Source organism: Flavobacterium sp. (assembly GCF_035299005.1).
Classification (GTDB): Bacteria; Bacteroidota; Bacteroidia; order Flavobacteriales; family Flavobacteriaceae; genus Flavobacterium.
Map to the genome: position 1 here is coordinate 139432 of NZ_DATGXL010000013.1, position 14862 is coordinate 154293.

Here is a 14862-nt window from a genome sequence, read left to right on the forward strand (position 1 = left end):
ACTAAAACAAATTATATGGAAAACAATGCTGTAAAAACTGGACATCCTAAAGGATTGTACTTTTTATTCTTCACAGAAATGTGGGAGCGATTCAGTTATTATGGAATGAGAGCTATCTTCATTCTTTTTATGACTAAAGTACTATTAATGAAAGATGCTGATGCTTCTGAAATTTATGGAAGTTATACAGGTTTAGTATACTTAACACCGCTTTTAGGAGGCTATTTATGTGACAAGTTTTTAGGAAACAGAAGAAGTATTGTTATTGGTGGTCTTTTGATGGCTATTGGGCAATTTTTTATGTTTTTCAGTGCTTCTGTTGGAGCAAATGGAGGAGTTTCGTTAATGTGGATGGGACTGACAGCAATCATTATTGGAAATGGTTTCTTTAAACCAAATATTTCTACAATGGTTGGACAATTATATCCAGCAAACGACAGAAGAATTGATAGTGCTTTCACTATTTTCTATATGGGAATTAATTTAGGCGCCTTCTTTTCACCGTTAGTTTGTGGTTCTATGGATTTTAAATGGGGATTTTTAGCTGCTGGTATTGGTATGTTAATTGGGTTAGTAGCATTCATCTTTGGTCAAAAAAAATATCTTATTTCTGAAGAAGGCAAACACATCGGACTTCCTGTTAAAAAATTGGATGCAAAAAGTATTGCAATGATTATTGGTTCAATAGGAATTATTTTCTTTATGTTGAACTTCAAGCAAATGTTTAAAAGCGATGTAGATATTATTAGTTATTTTATTTATGGCGCAATGATAGCAATGCCAATATTAATTTTCAGTGATAAAAGTTTATCAAAAATTGAAACACAAAGAATAACAGTAATTTTTCTTTTAGCTTTCTTTGTGATTTTCTTTTGGGGTGCTTTTGAACAAGCTGGAGCATCACTAACATTGTTTGCTGATAGACAAACTGAAAGAACCATTTTTGGATGGGAAATGCCTGCGTCCTATTTTCAATCTGTAAATCCTTTAGCTGTAATTTCTTTAGCTCCAATAATGACAATTGTTTGGGGATTTTTATATGCACGAAAATTGGAACCATCATCTCCAAAAAAAATGGCAATAGGACTCGGCTTGGTAGCATTAGGATATGTTGTAATAGCTATTGCAGTTAAAGGTTTAGGATTAGGAGAAAAAGTTTCAATGTGGTGGTTAATTGGTTTATATATAATCCACACTATTGGGGAATTGTGTTTGTCACCAATAGGATTATCAATGGTTTCTAAATTAGCTCCTTTACGTTTATCATCTTTAATGATGGGAACTTGGTTCTTAGCAAATGCTGCGGCTAATAAATTTGCGGGAACATTAAGTGCTTTAATTCCAGGTGGAGAAGATGGAACAGGTGGCGCAACTTCATTTTTAGGATTCCAAATTACTAATTTATATGAATTCTTTGTGTTGTTTATCATTATGTCTGGTGCTGCTGCTGCTATTCTTTTTATTTTAAGCTCTTGGCTGGAAAAAAGAATGCACAACGACCATATAGAAGGACAACCTGAATAGTTAATAATATTTAAAAATATTTTTTATATCTTTCAAACCTACAAGAAATCCTTGTAGGTTTGTTTTTTTAATACAATAAATTATGTGGAAAAGTCATCCTAAAGCATTGCCTTACTTGTTTTTATCTGAAATGTGGGAACGTTTCGGTTACTATTTAATGATTGGTATTTTTACCTTATATCTTAAAGATGTTGAAGCCGGATTTGCCATGACTGAAAAAGAAGCTTCCGATTTATATGGAACTTTCATTGCTTTGGTGTTTTTAACTCCTTTTATAGGTGGATTGATTGCCGATAGATATTGGGGTTATAAAAAATCCATCATAATAGGTGGTCTAATGATGGGAGCTGGTTATTTTATGATGGGAATTCATGATATTACAATGCTTTACATTGCTATGACTCTAGTGATTGTTGGAAATGGGTTCTTTAAGCCAAACATTTCAACACTATTAGGAAACTTCTATTCTGAAGACAAATACAAAGAAAAGAAAGATGAAGGCTACAATATATTCTACATGGGAATCAATGTTGGTGCTTTTATTTGTAATTTCTTTGGAGCGGCTTTACAAATTTTACTAGGCTGGCAATATGCTTTTATGGCAGCTGGAGTAGGAATGTTTATTGGAGTAATTGTTTTCTTATTAGGCACCAAACATTATGGAAATCAAACCGAAAAAAAAGGAGTACAACCTGGCGATATGCCTTTTTGGAAAATTGTAATGTTTATCTTAGTACCATCTGCTGTATTTGGAATAATAGGCTGGTTAATCAAAGGAGTACAATCTGATATAAACTTAAATAGCGCCATTTTTGGTTCTGATAGTACAGATGCTTTTATTTTTGCATGTATTCCAGTAATCTTCTTTTACGGAAGTTTGTATTTTAAAGCAAAATCTGAAGATAAAAGACCAATTGGTGCATTATTAACAATATTTGCCGTAGTAATTTTATTCTGGGCGGTATTCAAATTAAATGGCTCGGCATTAACAACTTGGGCAGACCGCTATACAGACAGAGAAATCACTGGAAATACACAAGCCGTTTTCAACGGACTGAAATTAGCCAAGGAAGTAGAATACAAAAAAGACACCGTTGAATTATATGATTCTAGCTTCCGTATTCAAAAAGTAGATGGAGAAGTTCAAAAAACAGTCGATTATCCAGTTTACTTTAGAAACGTAGCAAAAGATAAATTACCTGAAGAAGGCTCAAAAGTTTCGCTTTGGGCAACCAATTTGAGTCAGTCGATCAATCCAGGTTGGGTAATTATTTTAACACCATTAGTTGTGGCATTCTTTACATTTTTAAGAAGTAGAAAGAAAGAGCCATCTACACCAACCAAAATTGCATTCGGATTATTGATTTCAGCTTTATCCGTTTTAGTAATGATTGCGGCCGTAAATATGGGAGCAAATGGTTCTGAAAAAGTAAGCGTTTGGTGGTTAGTAGCCAATTACGGAGTAATTACTATTGGAGAATTATTCTTAAGCCCGATGGGATTGTCAGTAGTTTCTAAATTGAGTCCAACGAATATTACTTCTTTAATGATGGGTGGTTGGTTTTTATCAACTTCAATCGGAAATAAATTAAGTGGTGTTTTAGCTAGTCTTTGGGATACCTATGACAACAAGCAAGACTTCTTTTGGATTAACTTCGGATTATTAATGTTTGCGACCATGTTGATGTTTATTTTATTGAAACAACTAAACAAAGTAATGCAAGAAAAAGGAATTCACTAAGATGCAAACAATAGAACAAATACAAGACTTTAAAGGAAAATATCCAAAACAAATTTGGAGTTTATTTTTTAGCGAAATGTGGGAACGTTTCTGTTTCTATGGAATGAGAGGAATGTTAGTTTTTTTCATGATTTCGGAACTTAGTTTTCACAAAACAGAAGCTAATTTGCAATATGGAGCTACACAAGCATTCGTCTACGCATTCACTTTTATTGGTGGCCTTTTTGCAGATAAAATTCTAGGCTTTAGAAAATCACTTTTTTGGGGCGGAATATTAATGATTGTAGGAAGTGCTATTTTAGCAACAGACCCTCATCAATATTTCTTTTTAGGAATTTCATTTACTATTATTGGAACAGGTTTTTTTAAACCAAATATTTCAACAATGGTTGGGAAGTTATACAAGGCTGGAGATTCTAGAACTGATGCTGGTTTTTCATTATTTTACGCTGGTATAAATCTTGGTGCATTGCTAGGAGGCTATATTTGTATTGCTATTGGGAAAGGTGAAATGTTAGCAAATTCAATCCCTGAAGATAAAAGATGGAATATTGCTTTTGGTCTAGCTGCAATCGTTATGATTATTAGCTTAATCAACTTTATTTTTACACAGAAATCATTAGGAATAATTGGCTTACAGCCTGGCCATCCTTTGGCAGAAGTGAAATCAAAACCAATTTCTAAGTGGTTAGAATATTCTGTCTATGCGGGAACAATTTTATTAGTTCCTATTATACAAATAATGGTTTCAAAAACTGAATATACCGATTATTTTATGTGGACAATCGGACCTTTAACGCTACTCTATCTTTTCTATGAAATGACAAAAGTGACACCGTCAGAGAGAAAAAAATTGTGGGCGGCATTAGTCTTTATTTTATTTTCAATTATTTTCTGGGGAATTTATGAACAAAGTGGAGGTTCGTTAAGCATTTTTGCTGCAGAAAATTTAGATAAAAATCTTTTAGGCATGACTTTAGATCCAAATGGAGTTAACAATTCTGGTGGAGCTTTCTTCATTATTTTACTAGCACCATTATTAGGATTGTTATGGATATGGCTAAGCAAAAGAAAGTTTGAACCAAATACACTTATTAAGTTTGGATTAGGATTTATTTTCTTAGGATTAGGTTATTACGTTCTTTTTGCAACTAAATTTTTCGCAACTGTTTCTGGAATTACCTCATTAAATGTGTTCACACTAGCACTTTTAGTAATCACATTTGGAGAACTTTGTTTATCACCAATTGGATTATCAATTATGACCAAACTATCTACTAAAAACCTTCAAGGGATGATGATGGGAATGTGGTTTTTAGCTTCAGCATATGGTCAATATGTTGCGGGATATATTGGCGCATTTTTGTCTGAAGCAAAAGAAGGTGCTTCAAAATCAGAAATTCTTATAACCTATGCAGATGGATATAAACAGCTTGGCCTATACGCTTTAATAGCTGGTCTAATTCTAATTGCAATTTCACCTCTAATAAAAAAATTAATGCAAGAAGTAAAATAATTTGTACTTTTCGGCATTGTTTTTGAAAACTATATAAAAAAAATAAAAAAATGACTAAGAAAATATTTATCACTTTATTACTAGCTATTTCTTCCTTATCAATTCAAGCGCAAGAAGAGTTAACATGGCATACAGATATGTCTAAAGCAACTGATATTTCAATCAAAGAAAACAAACCAATGTTCTTGTTTTTTACAGGTTCTGATTGGTGTGGATGGTGTATTCGTTTGCAAAAAGAAGTTTTCAAAACTCCAGAATTTATTAAATGGGCAAAAGAAAGCGTAGTTTTAGTAGAATTAGATTTTCCTAGAAAAAACGAACAAACGGATGCAGTAAAAATGCAAAACGCCCAACTTCAACAACAATTACAAGTTAAAGGCTATCCAACAGTGTGGTTTGTAAACGCAACTAAAACAGCTGATGCTAAAATAAATTTAACAGCTTTAGGAAGTACAGGCTATGTAGCAGGCGGACCTGAAAAATGGCTTGAAGGCGCTAATCAAATTATCAAAAAGAAATAATTTATTTCAATCTATAAAATCCCTTTTCGGCTATGGCATGGAAAGGGATTTTTTCTTTTCTGCATGTTACACTCCACAATTTTAATAAGTTTCTATAATTAGTTTTATCAGCAATAATTAGTTTTGGTTTTACATCTTTAATTAAGCGAGATAAATTAATTTTTGGGCTTTGCATTAAAATAACAATTTCTGGTTTGATAGAAGTTTTATAAATTCCCAAACTATCGATAATTAAAATTCTCTTTTCGTCAAACGACAACACATTCTGCATAGGAAAAATGCGTAGTGAATCCGAAAAAGTTCCTCTACTATAATGATTCAATGTTGTAATGTGATTTTCAGGAGCATCAGTGTAAGCGATGATGGTATTTTTATTTTTTATCCCTATCAAACTACTCTTATCATTAAAAACAATTAACTCAGAGCCTCTATTCTCAGCAATTTTATTAAAAATAAAACTGATTTGAAAAATAAAAAGTGCAACTAAAACATATACAATGTGCTTTCTTTTTTTCTTGTAAATCCAAAACAAACAGCTTATAATGAAAACATAAAGCGTTAAAACCATAATAGCCGAAAACGATATATTGGTAATTATTCCACTTTTGAATTGTGCAATCCAATGAATATAATTATTCATCAATTGAATTAAAAAAGACAAAAGTTTTCCTAAAAAAACAGCTGCTTCAGAGAAAATAAAATTAAGTACTAAAATCAAAATTCCATAAATTAATACAAAACTAGAAAGTGGAATGATGACCAAATTTGCCAATAAAAATAGCATTGGCAATTGATTAAAATAATATAAACTCAATGGTAAAACTCCAATTTGAGCCGCAATAGAAACCAAAATAGTATCTATAAAATAAATTCCAATTTTGTTTTTTGTAAAATGAAATTTCTTATAAAATGGTTGAAATAAAATAATTGCCAAAACAGCAGCATAACTCAACTGAAATCCAATATCGAAAATAGCATTTGGAACAAATAGTAAAATTAAAAAAGCCGAAATAGCCATAGCATTGTAAATAGCTCTAGGTTGATTAAAGTAGTTTCCAATACTAATAAAACTAAATAAAGTAACCGCTCTTGTTACCGAGGCGGGCAATCCTGTTAACAAAGCAAAAAGCCAAAGAAAACAAAGTATGAGAACAAGTTGCATTTCATTACCAAACTTCAATCTTTTTAAAGGCTTTAAAAGAAATACCAAAACAAAATAAAGAATTGAAATATGTAACCCAGAAATGGCTAACACATGAATTACTCCAGCATTTGAATAATCAGCAACTGTTTGGGTATCCATTTCAACTCTTTGTCCCAATAATAAAGCATCTATTATAGCTTTGGTCTTAGTATCAAAATGATGAATATCAAAACTATGACTTAAAGAATTACGCAAATTTTCTAAAAAATAATCTAAATTATGATGTTGTTGGATTACCTTCAAATAATTTTCATTTGCATAAACCTGATGATAAACATTTTGTTTTTCTAAATAATTTGCATAATCAAATTGATATGGATTATATGCTTTCGGAATAGAATAAACTGGAGCGGTTAACCAAATTTCATCGCCAGAGTGCAATATTGTCTTGGCTGTTTTCGGAACATAAATCAATAATTTACCAGAAACATCAACTTGATTAAAAGTTTTTATAGTAACAAAGTATTTATTATATTTAATATTTGGTTTTAACGATGATTGAACAATTCCTCTTATAGAATTAGTTGTTTCAAAAGTTTGCTTGGAATAATGATTTTGTTTGTTGCTATCCGAATGAACAAAGAAAGTAATCATTCCTAAAACAAAGGAAAGTAAATAAGTTACTATTCCAAAAGCGCTTTTTTGAATGATTTGTTTATTGCTTTTCCAATACAAAACTCCAAATATAATAGCCCCAGACAAACAACTAAACAGTAAAGCATAAAAAGATATTTTCCAATAATATTGGGCAATAATTCCAACCGTAAAAGCGCTGGTTATCGTAATTAGGGGAAATTTAAGTGGCTTCAAAAATCTACTTTTTTAAAGAATCTACAATTAATTCGGCTGTTTTTTTACTTGCTCCTTCTCCACCAAGATTTTGTTTAAGTTCAATATAATTATTCAATAAATCCGATCTGTTTTCTGGATTTAAAATTTTTACTAATTCAAGTTTTAAATTTTTCGTATTCAATTCGTCCTGAATCAACTCTTTTACTACTTCTTTATCCATTATTAAATTCACTAAAGAAATGTATTTCAACGTGATAATTCGTTTAGCAATTTGATAGGATATCCAACTTCCTTTATAACACACTACTTCTGGCACATTAAACAAAGCTGTTTCTAATGTTGCCGTACCCGAAGTTACCAATGCAGCATGCGAATGACTCAATAAATCATAGGTTTTATTCGAAATAAATTTCACATTATCACTTGTCAAAAATGTTTTATAAAATGTATATTCCTGACTTGGAGCGCCAGCAATTACAAATTGATAATCAGGGAAATCATTTACCACCGAAAGCATAATTGAAAGCATTTTTGAAATTTCTTGTTTTCTGCTTCCGGGCAATAAAGCGATAATGGGTTTGTTAGATAAATTATTTTCCGTTCTAAAAACGTCGTCTGAAATTTCGGTTCTACTTGCTATTGCATCAATTAATGGATGACCTACAAAATGAACTGGAAAACGGTGTTTTTTCTCGTAAAAATCTTTCTCAAACGGAAGAATTACATACATGAAATCCACATCGCGTTTAATAGCTTTGATACGATTTTCTTTCCAAGCCCAAATTTGAGGCGAAATGTAATAATGTGTTGGAATATTTCGTTCTTTTGCCCATGTAGCAATGCGCATGTTAAAACCAGGGTAGTCTATAAAAATAATTGCATCAGGTTGAAACGCTTCAATGTCTTTTTTGCAAATTTTGATGTTATTCAAAATTGTTTTTAGGTTCATAATAACTTCTATAAAACCCATAAATGCTAATTCGCGATAATGTTTTACCAAAGTTCCGCCTACACTTTGCATCAAATCACCACCCCAAAAACGAATCTCTGCTGTTGGATCTTTTTCGTACAACGCTTTCATTAAGTTAGAACCATGTAAATCACCCGAAGCTTCTCCTGCTATGATATAGTATTTCATCTATTTTTCTTTATAATTCCCATGTATTCAATTGCTGAATGGCATGATGCGCTGTTAAATCAAACTGAACTGGAACAATTGAAATATAACCATTCTCTAATGCCCATTCATCCGTATCAGTTCCTTTATCTTGGTTGACAAATTTACCTGTTAACCAATAATATTCTTTTCCTTGCGGATTTGTTCGCTTGTCAAATTCTTCATGCCACATGGCTTTTGCCTGACGACAAATTTTGATGCCTTTAATTTCTTCTTTGACTAATTTAGGAAAATTAACATTCAAAACAACTCCATTTGGCAATCCTTTTTCTAAAACATTAAGCGCAATTTCTTTTACGTGACTCTTTATTGGTTCAAAATCGGCATCCCAACTATAATCTAACAACGAGAAACCAACGGCAGGAATTCCTTCAATACCAGCTTCCACAGCAGCACTCATGGTACCAGAATAAATTACATTAATAGATGAATTTGAACCATGATTAATCCCCGAAACACACAAATCGGGTTTTCTTTTTAAAATTTCATTAACCGCAATTTTTACACAATCTACAGGTGTTCCACTACAACTATATTCTTGTGTTATTTCTTTGTCCAAATGTACTTTTTCAAGTTTAAGTGTATTATTTATGGTAATTGCGTGTCCCATAGCACTTTGAGGACTGTCTGGGGCAACCACTACAACATCACCTATTTCTTTCATAACTTCAATCAAAGCTCTAATTCCTGGCGCTACTATACCGTCGTCGTTTGTAATAAGTATAAGTGGTTTTGACATTTTAATCATTTTTTGCTAAATTAATTAATTTATATCGAAACCTTTTTTCTGTAACAAAAAAAATACAGGTTTAACAAAAATTTATAGTAAATTGCGGACTTGTGGCATGATTTTTTGTGTAATTTAGTTGAAAATTTTTTAATGAAACGAATTGTGGAATTTATGAAAAGAAATTATAAGGTTATTTTGCTAATAACTGCTTTATCAGCAGTTTTGTGGAGTTTTATTCCTAAAGATAAAAAGGAAGACCCTGAAAAAGACAAATTATTACTAGAGTTATTAACTTTTGTATTAGAAAAAGGCCATTATAGTCCGGTAGCTTTAGATGATGCTTTTTCTAAAAAAGTGTATGCAAAATATTTGGATGGCATTGACCCAACCAAACGTTTCTTTTTACAAAGCGATATTGATGAGTTCAGTAAATATGAAACTCAAATTGATGACATGATAAAGGATAAAGATTTAACTTTCTTTAATCTAACAAATTCTCGTTTGTTACAAAGAATGGAAGAATCTAGAGATATTTACTCATCTATTTTAGACAACCCATTTGATTTTAATACAAATGAAAGCATCAACGTAGATTATGAAAAACTTCCATTTGCAAAAAATAAAAAAGAATTAGCAGATAGATGGAGAAAGCAATTAAAATTACAAGCATTATCATCCATAACAGATAAACAAAAATTAGAAGAAGATAAAAAAGCAAAAGATGCTTCTTACCAAATTAAATCGTTTGACGAAATTGAAAAAGAAGTTCGTGAAAACTCATTAAAATCGTTAAATGAATATTTTGATTTTATTCAAAAAGAATTAGACAGAAACGATTGGTTTTCTATATTTTTAAACTCAATTGTAGAGCGATTTGATCCGCATACATTTTATTTTTCTCCAGATGACAAAGAAAAATTTGATGTAAGCATGAGCGGAACTTTTGAAGGAATTGGAGCGCGTTTGCAAAAGAAAAATGATGCCGTTGAAGTTTCTGAATTAATTTCAGGAGGCCCAGCTTGGAAAGGAAAAGAATTAGAAGCTGGTGATTTAATTTTAAAAGTAGGACAAGGAAAAGAAGAACCTATCGATGTAGCGGGTATGCGATTAGACGACGTAGTTAAGAAAATCAAAGGTCCAAAAGGAACTGAAGTAAGATTAACCGTTAAAAAAGTAGATGGTTCCATTAAGGTTATTACTATCATTAGAGATGAAGTAGAAACTGAAGAAACATTCGCTAAATCATCTGTGGTAGAAAAAGATGGAAAGAGATTTGGAATAATCTATCTGCCAAAATTTTACATTAGTTTTGAAAACAAAGAAAATAGAGACGCTTATAAAGATGTCGCTACTGAAATTGAACGCTTAAAAGCTCAAAATATTGATGGTATTATCATGGACTTGCGTGATAACGGCGGAGGTTCTCTTGAAACCGTTGTAAAAATGGTAGGATTATTCATTCCAGAAGGACCAGTAGTACAAGTAAAAGCTCCTGGACGAAACCCTGAAATTTTACCAGATCCAGACAAAAAAGTACAATATGACGGACCGCTTGTTGTAATGATTAATAATTTTTCAGCTTCGGCTTCTGAAATTTTTGCGGCAGCTATTCAAGATTATAAGAGAGGAATTGTTGTAGGAAGCAAACATTCATACGGTAAAGGAACTGTTCAAAATGTAATTGACTTAAATCAATTTATCAGAGGTAATTCGTATGGCGATTTAGGTGCTTTGAAAACAACTATTCAAAAATTTTACCGAATTAATGGTGGGTCAACACAACGTGAAGGAGTACAAAGCGATATAGTTTTTCCTGACAGATTTTCTTATTTAGACATGGGAGAACGTGATGAAGAAAGTGCATTGCCTTGGGACAAAATTGAACCTGCAAAATATGAACCATTAAACATTAATTATGACAACATTATAGCAAATAGCAAAAGAAGAATTGCAGCTAATAGTTATTTTAATTTAATTGATGAAAATGCAAAATGGATTTTTGAGCGTAAAGATGAAAATGATTATAGTCTAAACTTAAACGAATTCAAAAAAGAAATGGCTATTTCAGATGCAAAAATTAAAAAATTTAAAGCTATTTCTGATTACAATAATAAATTACAATTCCAATCTTTGCCAAATGAAGTAGTACTATTTGAAAAAGATTCACTATTAAAACAAAAACGCGAACGCTGGCATGAAGATTTGCAAAAAGATGTATATATAGACGAGGCTTTAAATGTAATAATTGACATGAAAGCACTACCAAAACCAAAAGGAATTACAGCAAAATTTAGCATGAATTAATCCCTTTTACATAATAAAAAAAACACTCTAAATAGAGTGTTTTTTTTATTATGTAAATATACCAATTTATTATTTTAATAAATTTTTAGTCACAGTTCCTGATGCAATCCAAGATGAAATAATCCCTAGAATAATAATCGTTGCTACAACAATTGCAATATTACTCCATTCAAAAGAAACTGGATAAGGCATTGATGATGTTATCATGATGAAAGAAAATTGTTGTTGCAAAACAATTATTGCAATTGCCAATACTAATCCAATAAATAAACCAAAAAGGGTAATAATTATTCCTTGTGCAAAGAATATATTTCTGATAGAATTTTTAGTAACACCTATATTAAAAAGCGTTTTTAAATTCTCTTTTTTATCAATGATTATCATTACGATAGCACCTGCCAAACAAAACAATGTTAAAATCACTACTAATGTACTGAAAAGATAAATGAATAAATTTTCAGATTGCAACATTTTATACAACGAATCGTTTAATTGTGCTCTGTTTTTAATCTTAATTGTTGAGCCAAAAATTTTCTCAATTTCATTTCTAAATTCATCCTCATCACTTTCTGGAGAAGCTTTTATCTCAATATTTGTATACTGATTAGATTGTAAACCTAATAAATTCTGAGCCAATACAATATCACAAAAAACATATTTGCTATCTAAATCTTCGTTAATGGAATAAATTCCTGACGGAAAAAGCATTGCTTTGTTAAAAGCTTCATTTGGGTTTTCAATATTACCTTTTCCTGGTTTTGGCGCAAAAACTTCTAATGCATTGCTATAATCAAACAAACCTAAAGCCAACTTTCTACTTATCTCAGCGCCTACGACAACTTCCTCAGAATTCGATTCAAACCATTCACCAGCATATAAATGATTATTAAAATCATTTACCTTACTATAATTTTTATCAACCCCTTTAATATGGGCAACTATTTCTTTTTCGCTATATAAAAAATAAACGCGTTCTTCAACTATTTTGCTATAGGAAGCAATGTATTTACTTGCCTTTAATTGCTGTTCTTGTTTAGGTGAAATAGTAAAAAACTTCCCCTTTGAAGTTTCTAATCTAAAATCGGGATCAGCTACGCTAGCAAAATTTAGAGTAAATTCTTTTAATCCACTAAAAACAGATAAAAAGATAAACAACGCCATAGTACTCGCAATAATTCCAACAGAAGCAATCCCCGTAATAATATTAATCGCTTTGTTCTTGCTAAAACTAATAGCATAACGCTTGGCTATGTATAATGAAAGGTTCAAATTAAGATTTCTTTCTTTTTTCTAATAAATCTGGATTTTCAATTGGATTTTCTTCTCCAGTAAGTGCCTTATCAATTTGCTCGATATAATCTAAACTATCATCGATATAGAAAATTAAGTTAGGAACTTTACGCAATTGATTTTTAACACGCTGTGCTAAATCATGTTTAATTAAAGGAGCGTTACTTTTTACAGCCGCTAAAATCTCTCCCGCTTTTTCAGTTGGAAATACACTTAAATGCACTTTAGCAATTGACAAGTCAGTAGTTACATTAACCTTTGAAACCGAAATCACTAAATTATTAATATTATTTTTACGGATTTCTCCTTGCAAAATAGAGACCAAGTCATTTTGCAAAAGCGCTCCTATTTTTTTTTGTCTATTTGTTTCCATTTGGCAAAAATACGATTTTTTTTCAAGCTATAAATAATTGTGTTTTTCTATGAACATATGATACAAAAGCTTTTAAAATTACTAATTTTGTAATATAATATTTTGACATATAATAGCATGAGAAAAATTGAACATATCGGTATCGCAGTAAAAAGTTTAGAAACATCTAATTTACTCTTCGAAAAATTATTTGGACAACCTCCATACAAGGAAGAAGAAGTTGTTAGTGAAGGTGTAAAAACATCTTTTTTTATGAATGGTCCAAACAAAATCGAACTTTTGGAAGCCACAAATCCTGAAAGTCCAATTGCAAAATTTATAGATAAAAAAGGAGAAGGTATTCATCACATTGCTTTTGATGTTGAAAATATAAACGAAGAAATTACACGATTAAAAAACGAGGGATTTATTGTATTAAACGAAACTCCAAAAAAAGGAGCTGATAACAAACTAGTTGCATTTCTTCATCCAAAAGGAACTAACGGTGTTTTAATTGAACTTTGTCAAGAAATAAAATAAACTTTTAAAAAAGATTTGTTTGCAATAAAAATTAGTAGTAATATTGCAACCTCAAACTGGTCCTATAGCTCAGTTGGTTAGAGCACCTGACTCATAATCAGGTGGTCCCTGGTTCGAGCCCAGGTGGGACCACTTTAGTTTGAAATATGACAGAATAACACTACAAAAGCTAAATTTTAAGTTTTTTTTAAGTTTTTTTGTTAAAATAACTTGTAAAGTATAAAAATATTTATATTTTCGTATTACATAATGAGTTAAACAGATATCAATATTAACTTATTATTAAATATAACCTTTTCTAATTTGAAAAGTAAGTATTTTTAATACTTTTACGCCCAATAAACAAAACTATGAATAAAACCTTAACCCTAATAATGGTGATTTTCAGTGTTCAAGCAGCTATTGCTGCAGATCCAACGCCGCCGCCGCCAACGCCGCCACCGCCACCAGGCCTACCTATTGATGGCAGTATAGTTGTGCTGTTCTTTTTAGCATTAGCAACCGGTTATTATTTATCTAAAAAATATATATCAACAAAAAAAGGCTCTTTATAAAGAGCCTTTTTTTATTTTCTTAATTCATTTAAACGAGCTACATATTTTCCAATCACATCAAACTCTAAATTCACAAGACTTCCAATTTTAAAAGTATGAAAATTTGTATGTTCAAAAGTATATGGAATAATTGCAACGCTGAATGAATTTATTTGAGAATTCACAACCGTTAAACTTGTTCCATTAATTGTTATAGAACCTTTTTCTATAGTAATATTGTTCAAAGCTCTATTATACTCAAATGTAAAAACCCAACTACCATTTACTTCTTTAATATTTGTACAAACACCTATTTGATCGACGTGTCCTTGAACAATATGCCCATCTAATCTATCACCAAGTTTCATAGCGCGTTCAATATTTAAAACATCTCCCACTTTCCAAGTTCCAATCGACGTCTTATCTATCGTTTCTTTGATTGCAGTTACCGTATATTCGTCTTGATGAATTTTTACCACCGTCAAACATATTCCATTATGCGCAACACTTTGGTCAATTTTCAATTCATGAGTAATATCAGAAGTCACTGTTAAGTGAAGGTTTTCTTGCTCTTTTTGAATTTCTTTTACAATTCCAAGCGTTTCTATAATTCCGGTAAACATAACTGATTTAATTTT

The 14862-nt window shown here is 31.1% G+C and carries 13 protein-coding genes and 1 tRNA gene; 8 read left to right on the plus strand and 6 right to left on the minus strand.

Going from position 1 to position 14862, the window contains the following annotated elements; translation table 11 throughout:
- Positions 1-15 precede the first annotated feature (15 nt).
- From VK164_RS08580 to VK164_RS08595, 4 genes are all read left to right on the plus strand, one after another.
- A complete protein-coding gene (locus tag VK164_RS08580; protein WP_324208946.1) occupies positions 16-1524 on the plus strand; it encodes a peptide MFS transporter in 1509 nt (502 codons plus the stop codon).
- An 82-nt stretch (positions 1525-1606) separates the two neighbouring features.
- Complete coding sequence (locus tag VK164_RS08585) at positions 1607-3265, plus strand: peptide MFS transporter (protein ID WP_324208947.1); 1659 nt, start codon at positions 1607-1609, stop codon at positions 3263-3265.
- A 1-nt stretch (position 3266) separates the two neighbouring features.
- Complete coding sequence (locus VK164_RS08590; RefSeq protein ID WP_324208948.1) at positions 3267-4781, plus strand: peptide MFS transporter; 1515 nt, start codon at positions 3267-3269, stop codon at positions 4779-4781.
- Positions 4782-4831: 50 nt separating this feature from the next.
- A complete protein-coding gene (locus VK164_RS08595; protein ID WP_324208949.1) occupies positions 4832-5302 on the plus strand; it encodes a thioredoxin family protein in 471 nt (156 codons plus the stop codon).
- Between the two features lies 1 nt (position 5303).
- Here VK164_RS08595 and VK164_RS08600 read toward each other — a convergent pair whose 3' ends face one another.
- The 3 genes from VK164_RS08600 to surE are packed head-to-tail and all read right to left on the minus strand — an operon-like array spanning position 5304 to position 9214.
- Positions 5304-7316, minus strand: coding sequence for a ComEC/Rec2 family competence protein (locus VK164_RS08600; protein WP_324208950.1), 2013 nt, complete (start codon positions 7314-7316; stop codon positions 5304-5306).
- 4 nt (positions 7317-7320) lie between these two features.
- A complete protein-coding gene (gene lpxB, locus VK164_RS08605; protein WP_324208951.1) occupies positions 7321-8436 on the minus strand; it encodes a lipid-A-disaccharide synthase in 1116 nt (371 codons plus the stop codon).
- Positions 8437-8446: 10 nt separating this feature from the next.
- Positions 8447-9214, minus strand: a complete 768-nt coding sequence (gene surE / locus VK164_RS08610; RefSeq protein WP_324208952.1) for a 5'/3'-nucleotidase SurE — start codon at positions 9212-9214, stop codon at positions 8447-8449.
- 141 nt (positions 9215-9355) lie between these two features.
- Here surE and VK164_RS08615 point away from each other — a divergent pair, with 141 nt between their 5' ends.
- A complete protein-coding gene (locus VK164_RS08615; RefSeq protein WP_324208953.1) occupies positions 9356-11509 on the plus strand; it encodes a carboxy terminal-processing peptidase in 2154 nt (717 codons plus the stop codon).
- A 69-nt stretch (positions 11510-11578) separates the two neighbouring features.
- Here the strand turns inward: VK164_RS08615 and VK164_RS08620 are convergent, their stop codons facing one another.
- Both VK164_RS08620 and rbfA read right to left on the minus strand, forming a co-directional pair.
- Complete coding sequence (locus VK164_RS08620; protein WP_324208954.1) at positions 11579-12778, minus strand: ABC transporter permease; 1200 nt, start codon at positions 12776-12778, stop codon at positions 11579-11581.
- A gap of 1 nt (position 12779) precedes the next feature.
- Positions 12780-13172, minus strand: a complete 393-nt coding sequence (rbfA, locus tag VK164_RS08625) for a 30S ribosome-binding factor RbfA (RefSeq protein WP_166236957.1) — start codon at positions 13170-13172, stop codon at positions 12780-12782.
- Positions 13173-13289: 117 nt separating this feature from the next.
- Here rbfA and mce point away from each other — a divergent pair, with 117 nt between their 5' ends.
- The 3 genes from mce to VK164_RS08640 all read left to right on the plus strand — a co-directional run bounded on the left by mce (position 13290) and on the right by VK164_RS08640 (position 14245).
- Positions 13290-13691, plus strand: coding sequence for a methylmalonyl-CoA epimerase (gene mce / locus VK164_RS08630; protein ID WP_324208955.1), 402 nt, complete (start codon positions 13290-13292; stop codon positions 13689-13691).
- 58 nt (positions 13692-13749) lie between these two features.
- Positions 13750-13823, plus strand: a tRNA-Ile gene (locus VK164_RS08635).
- Between the two features lie 218 nt (positions 13824-14041).
- Positions 14042-14245: a hypothetical protein gene (locus VK164_RS08640; protein ID WP_166236959.1), complete on the plus strand. Its 204-nt coding sequence runs from the start codon at positions 14042-14044 to the stop codon at positions 14243-14245.
- Positions 14246-14256: 11 nt separating this feature from the next.
- On the opposite strand, the gene VK164_RS08645 is transcribed toward VK164_RS08640, so the two are convergent.
- Complete coding sequence (locus VK164_RS08645; RefSeq protein WP_324208956.1) at positions 14257-14847, minus strand: riboflavin synthase; 591 nt, start codon at positions 14845-14847, stop codon at positions 14257-14259.
- Between the last annotated feature and the right edge of the window lie 15 nt (positions 14848-14862).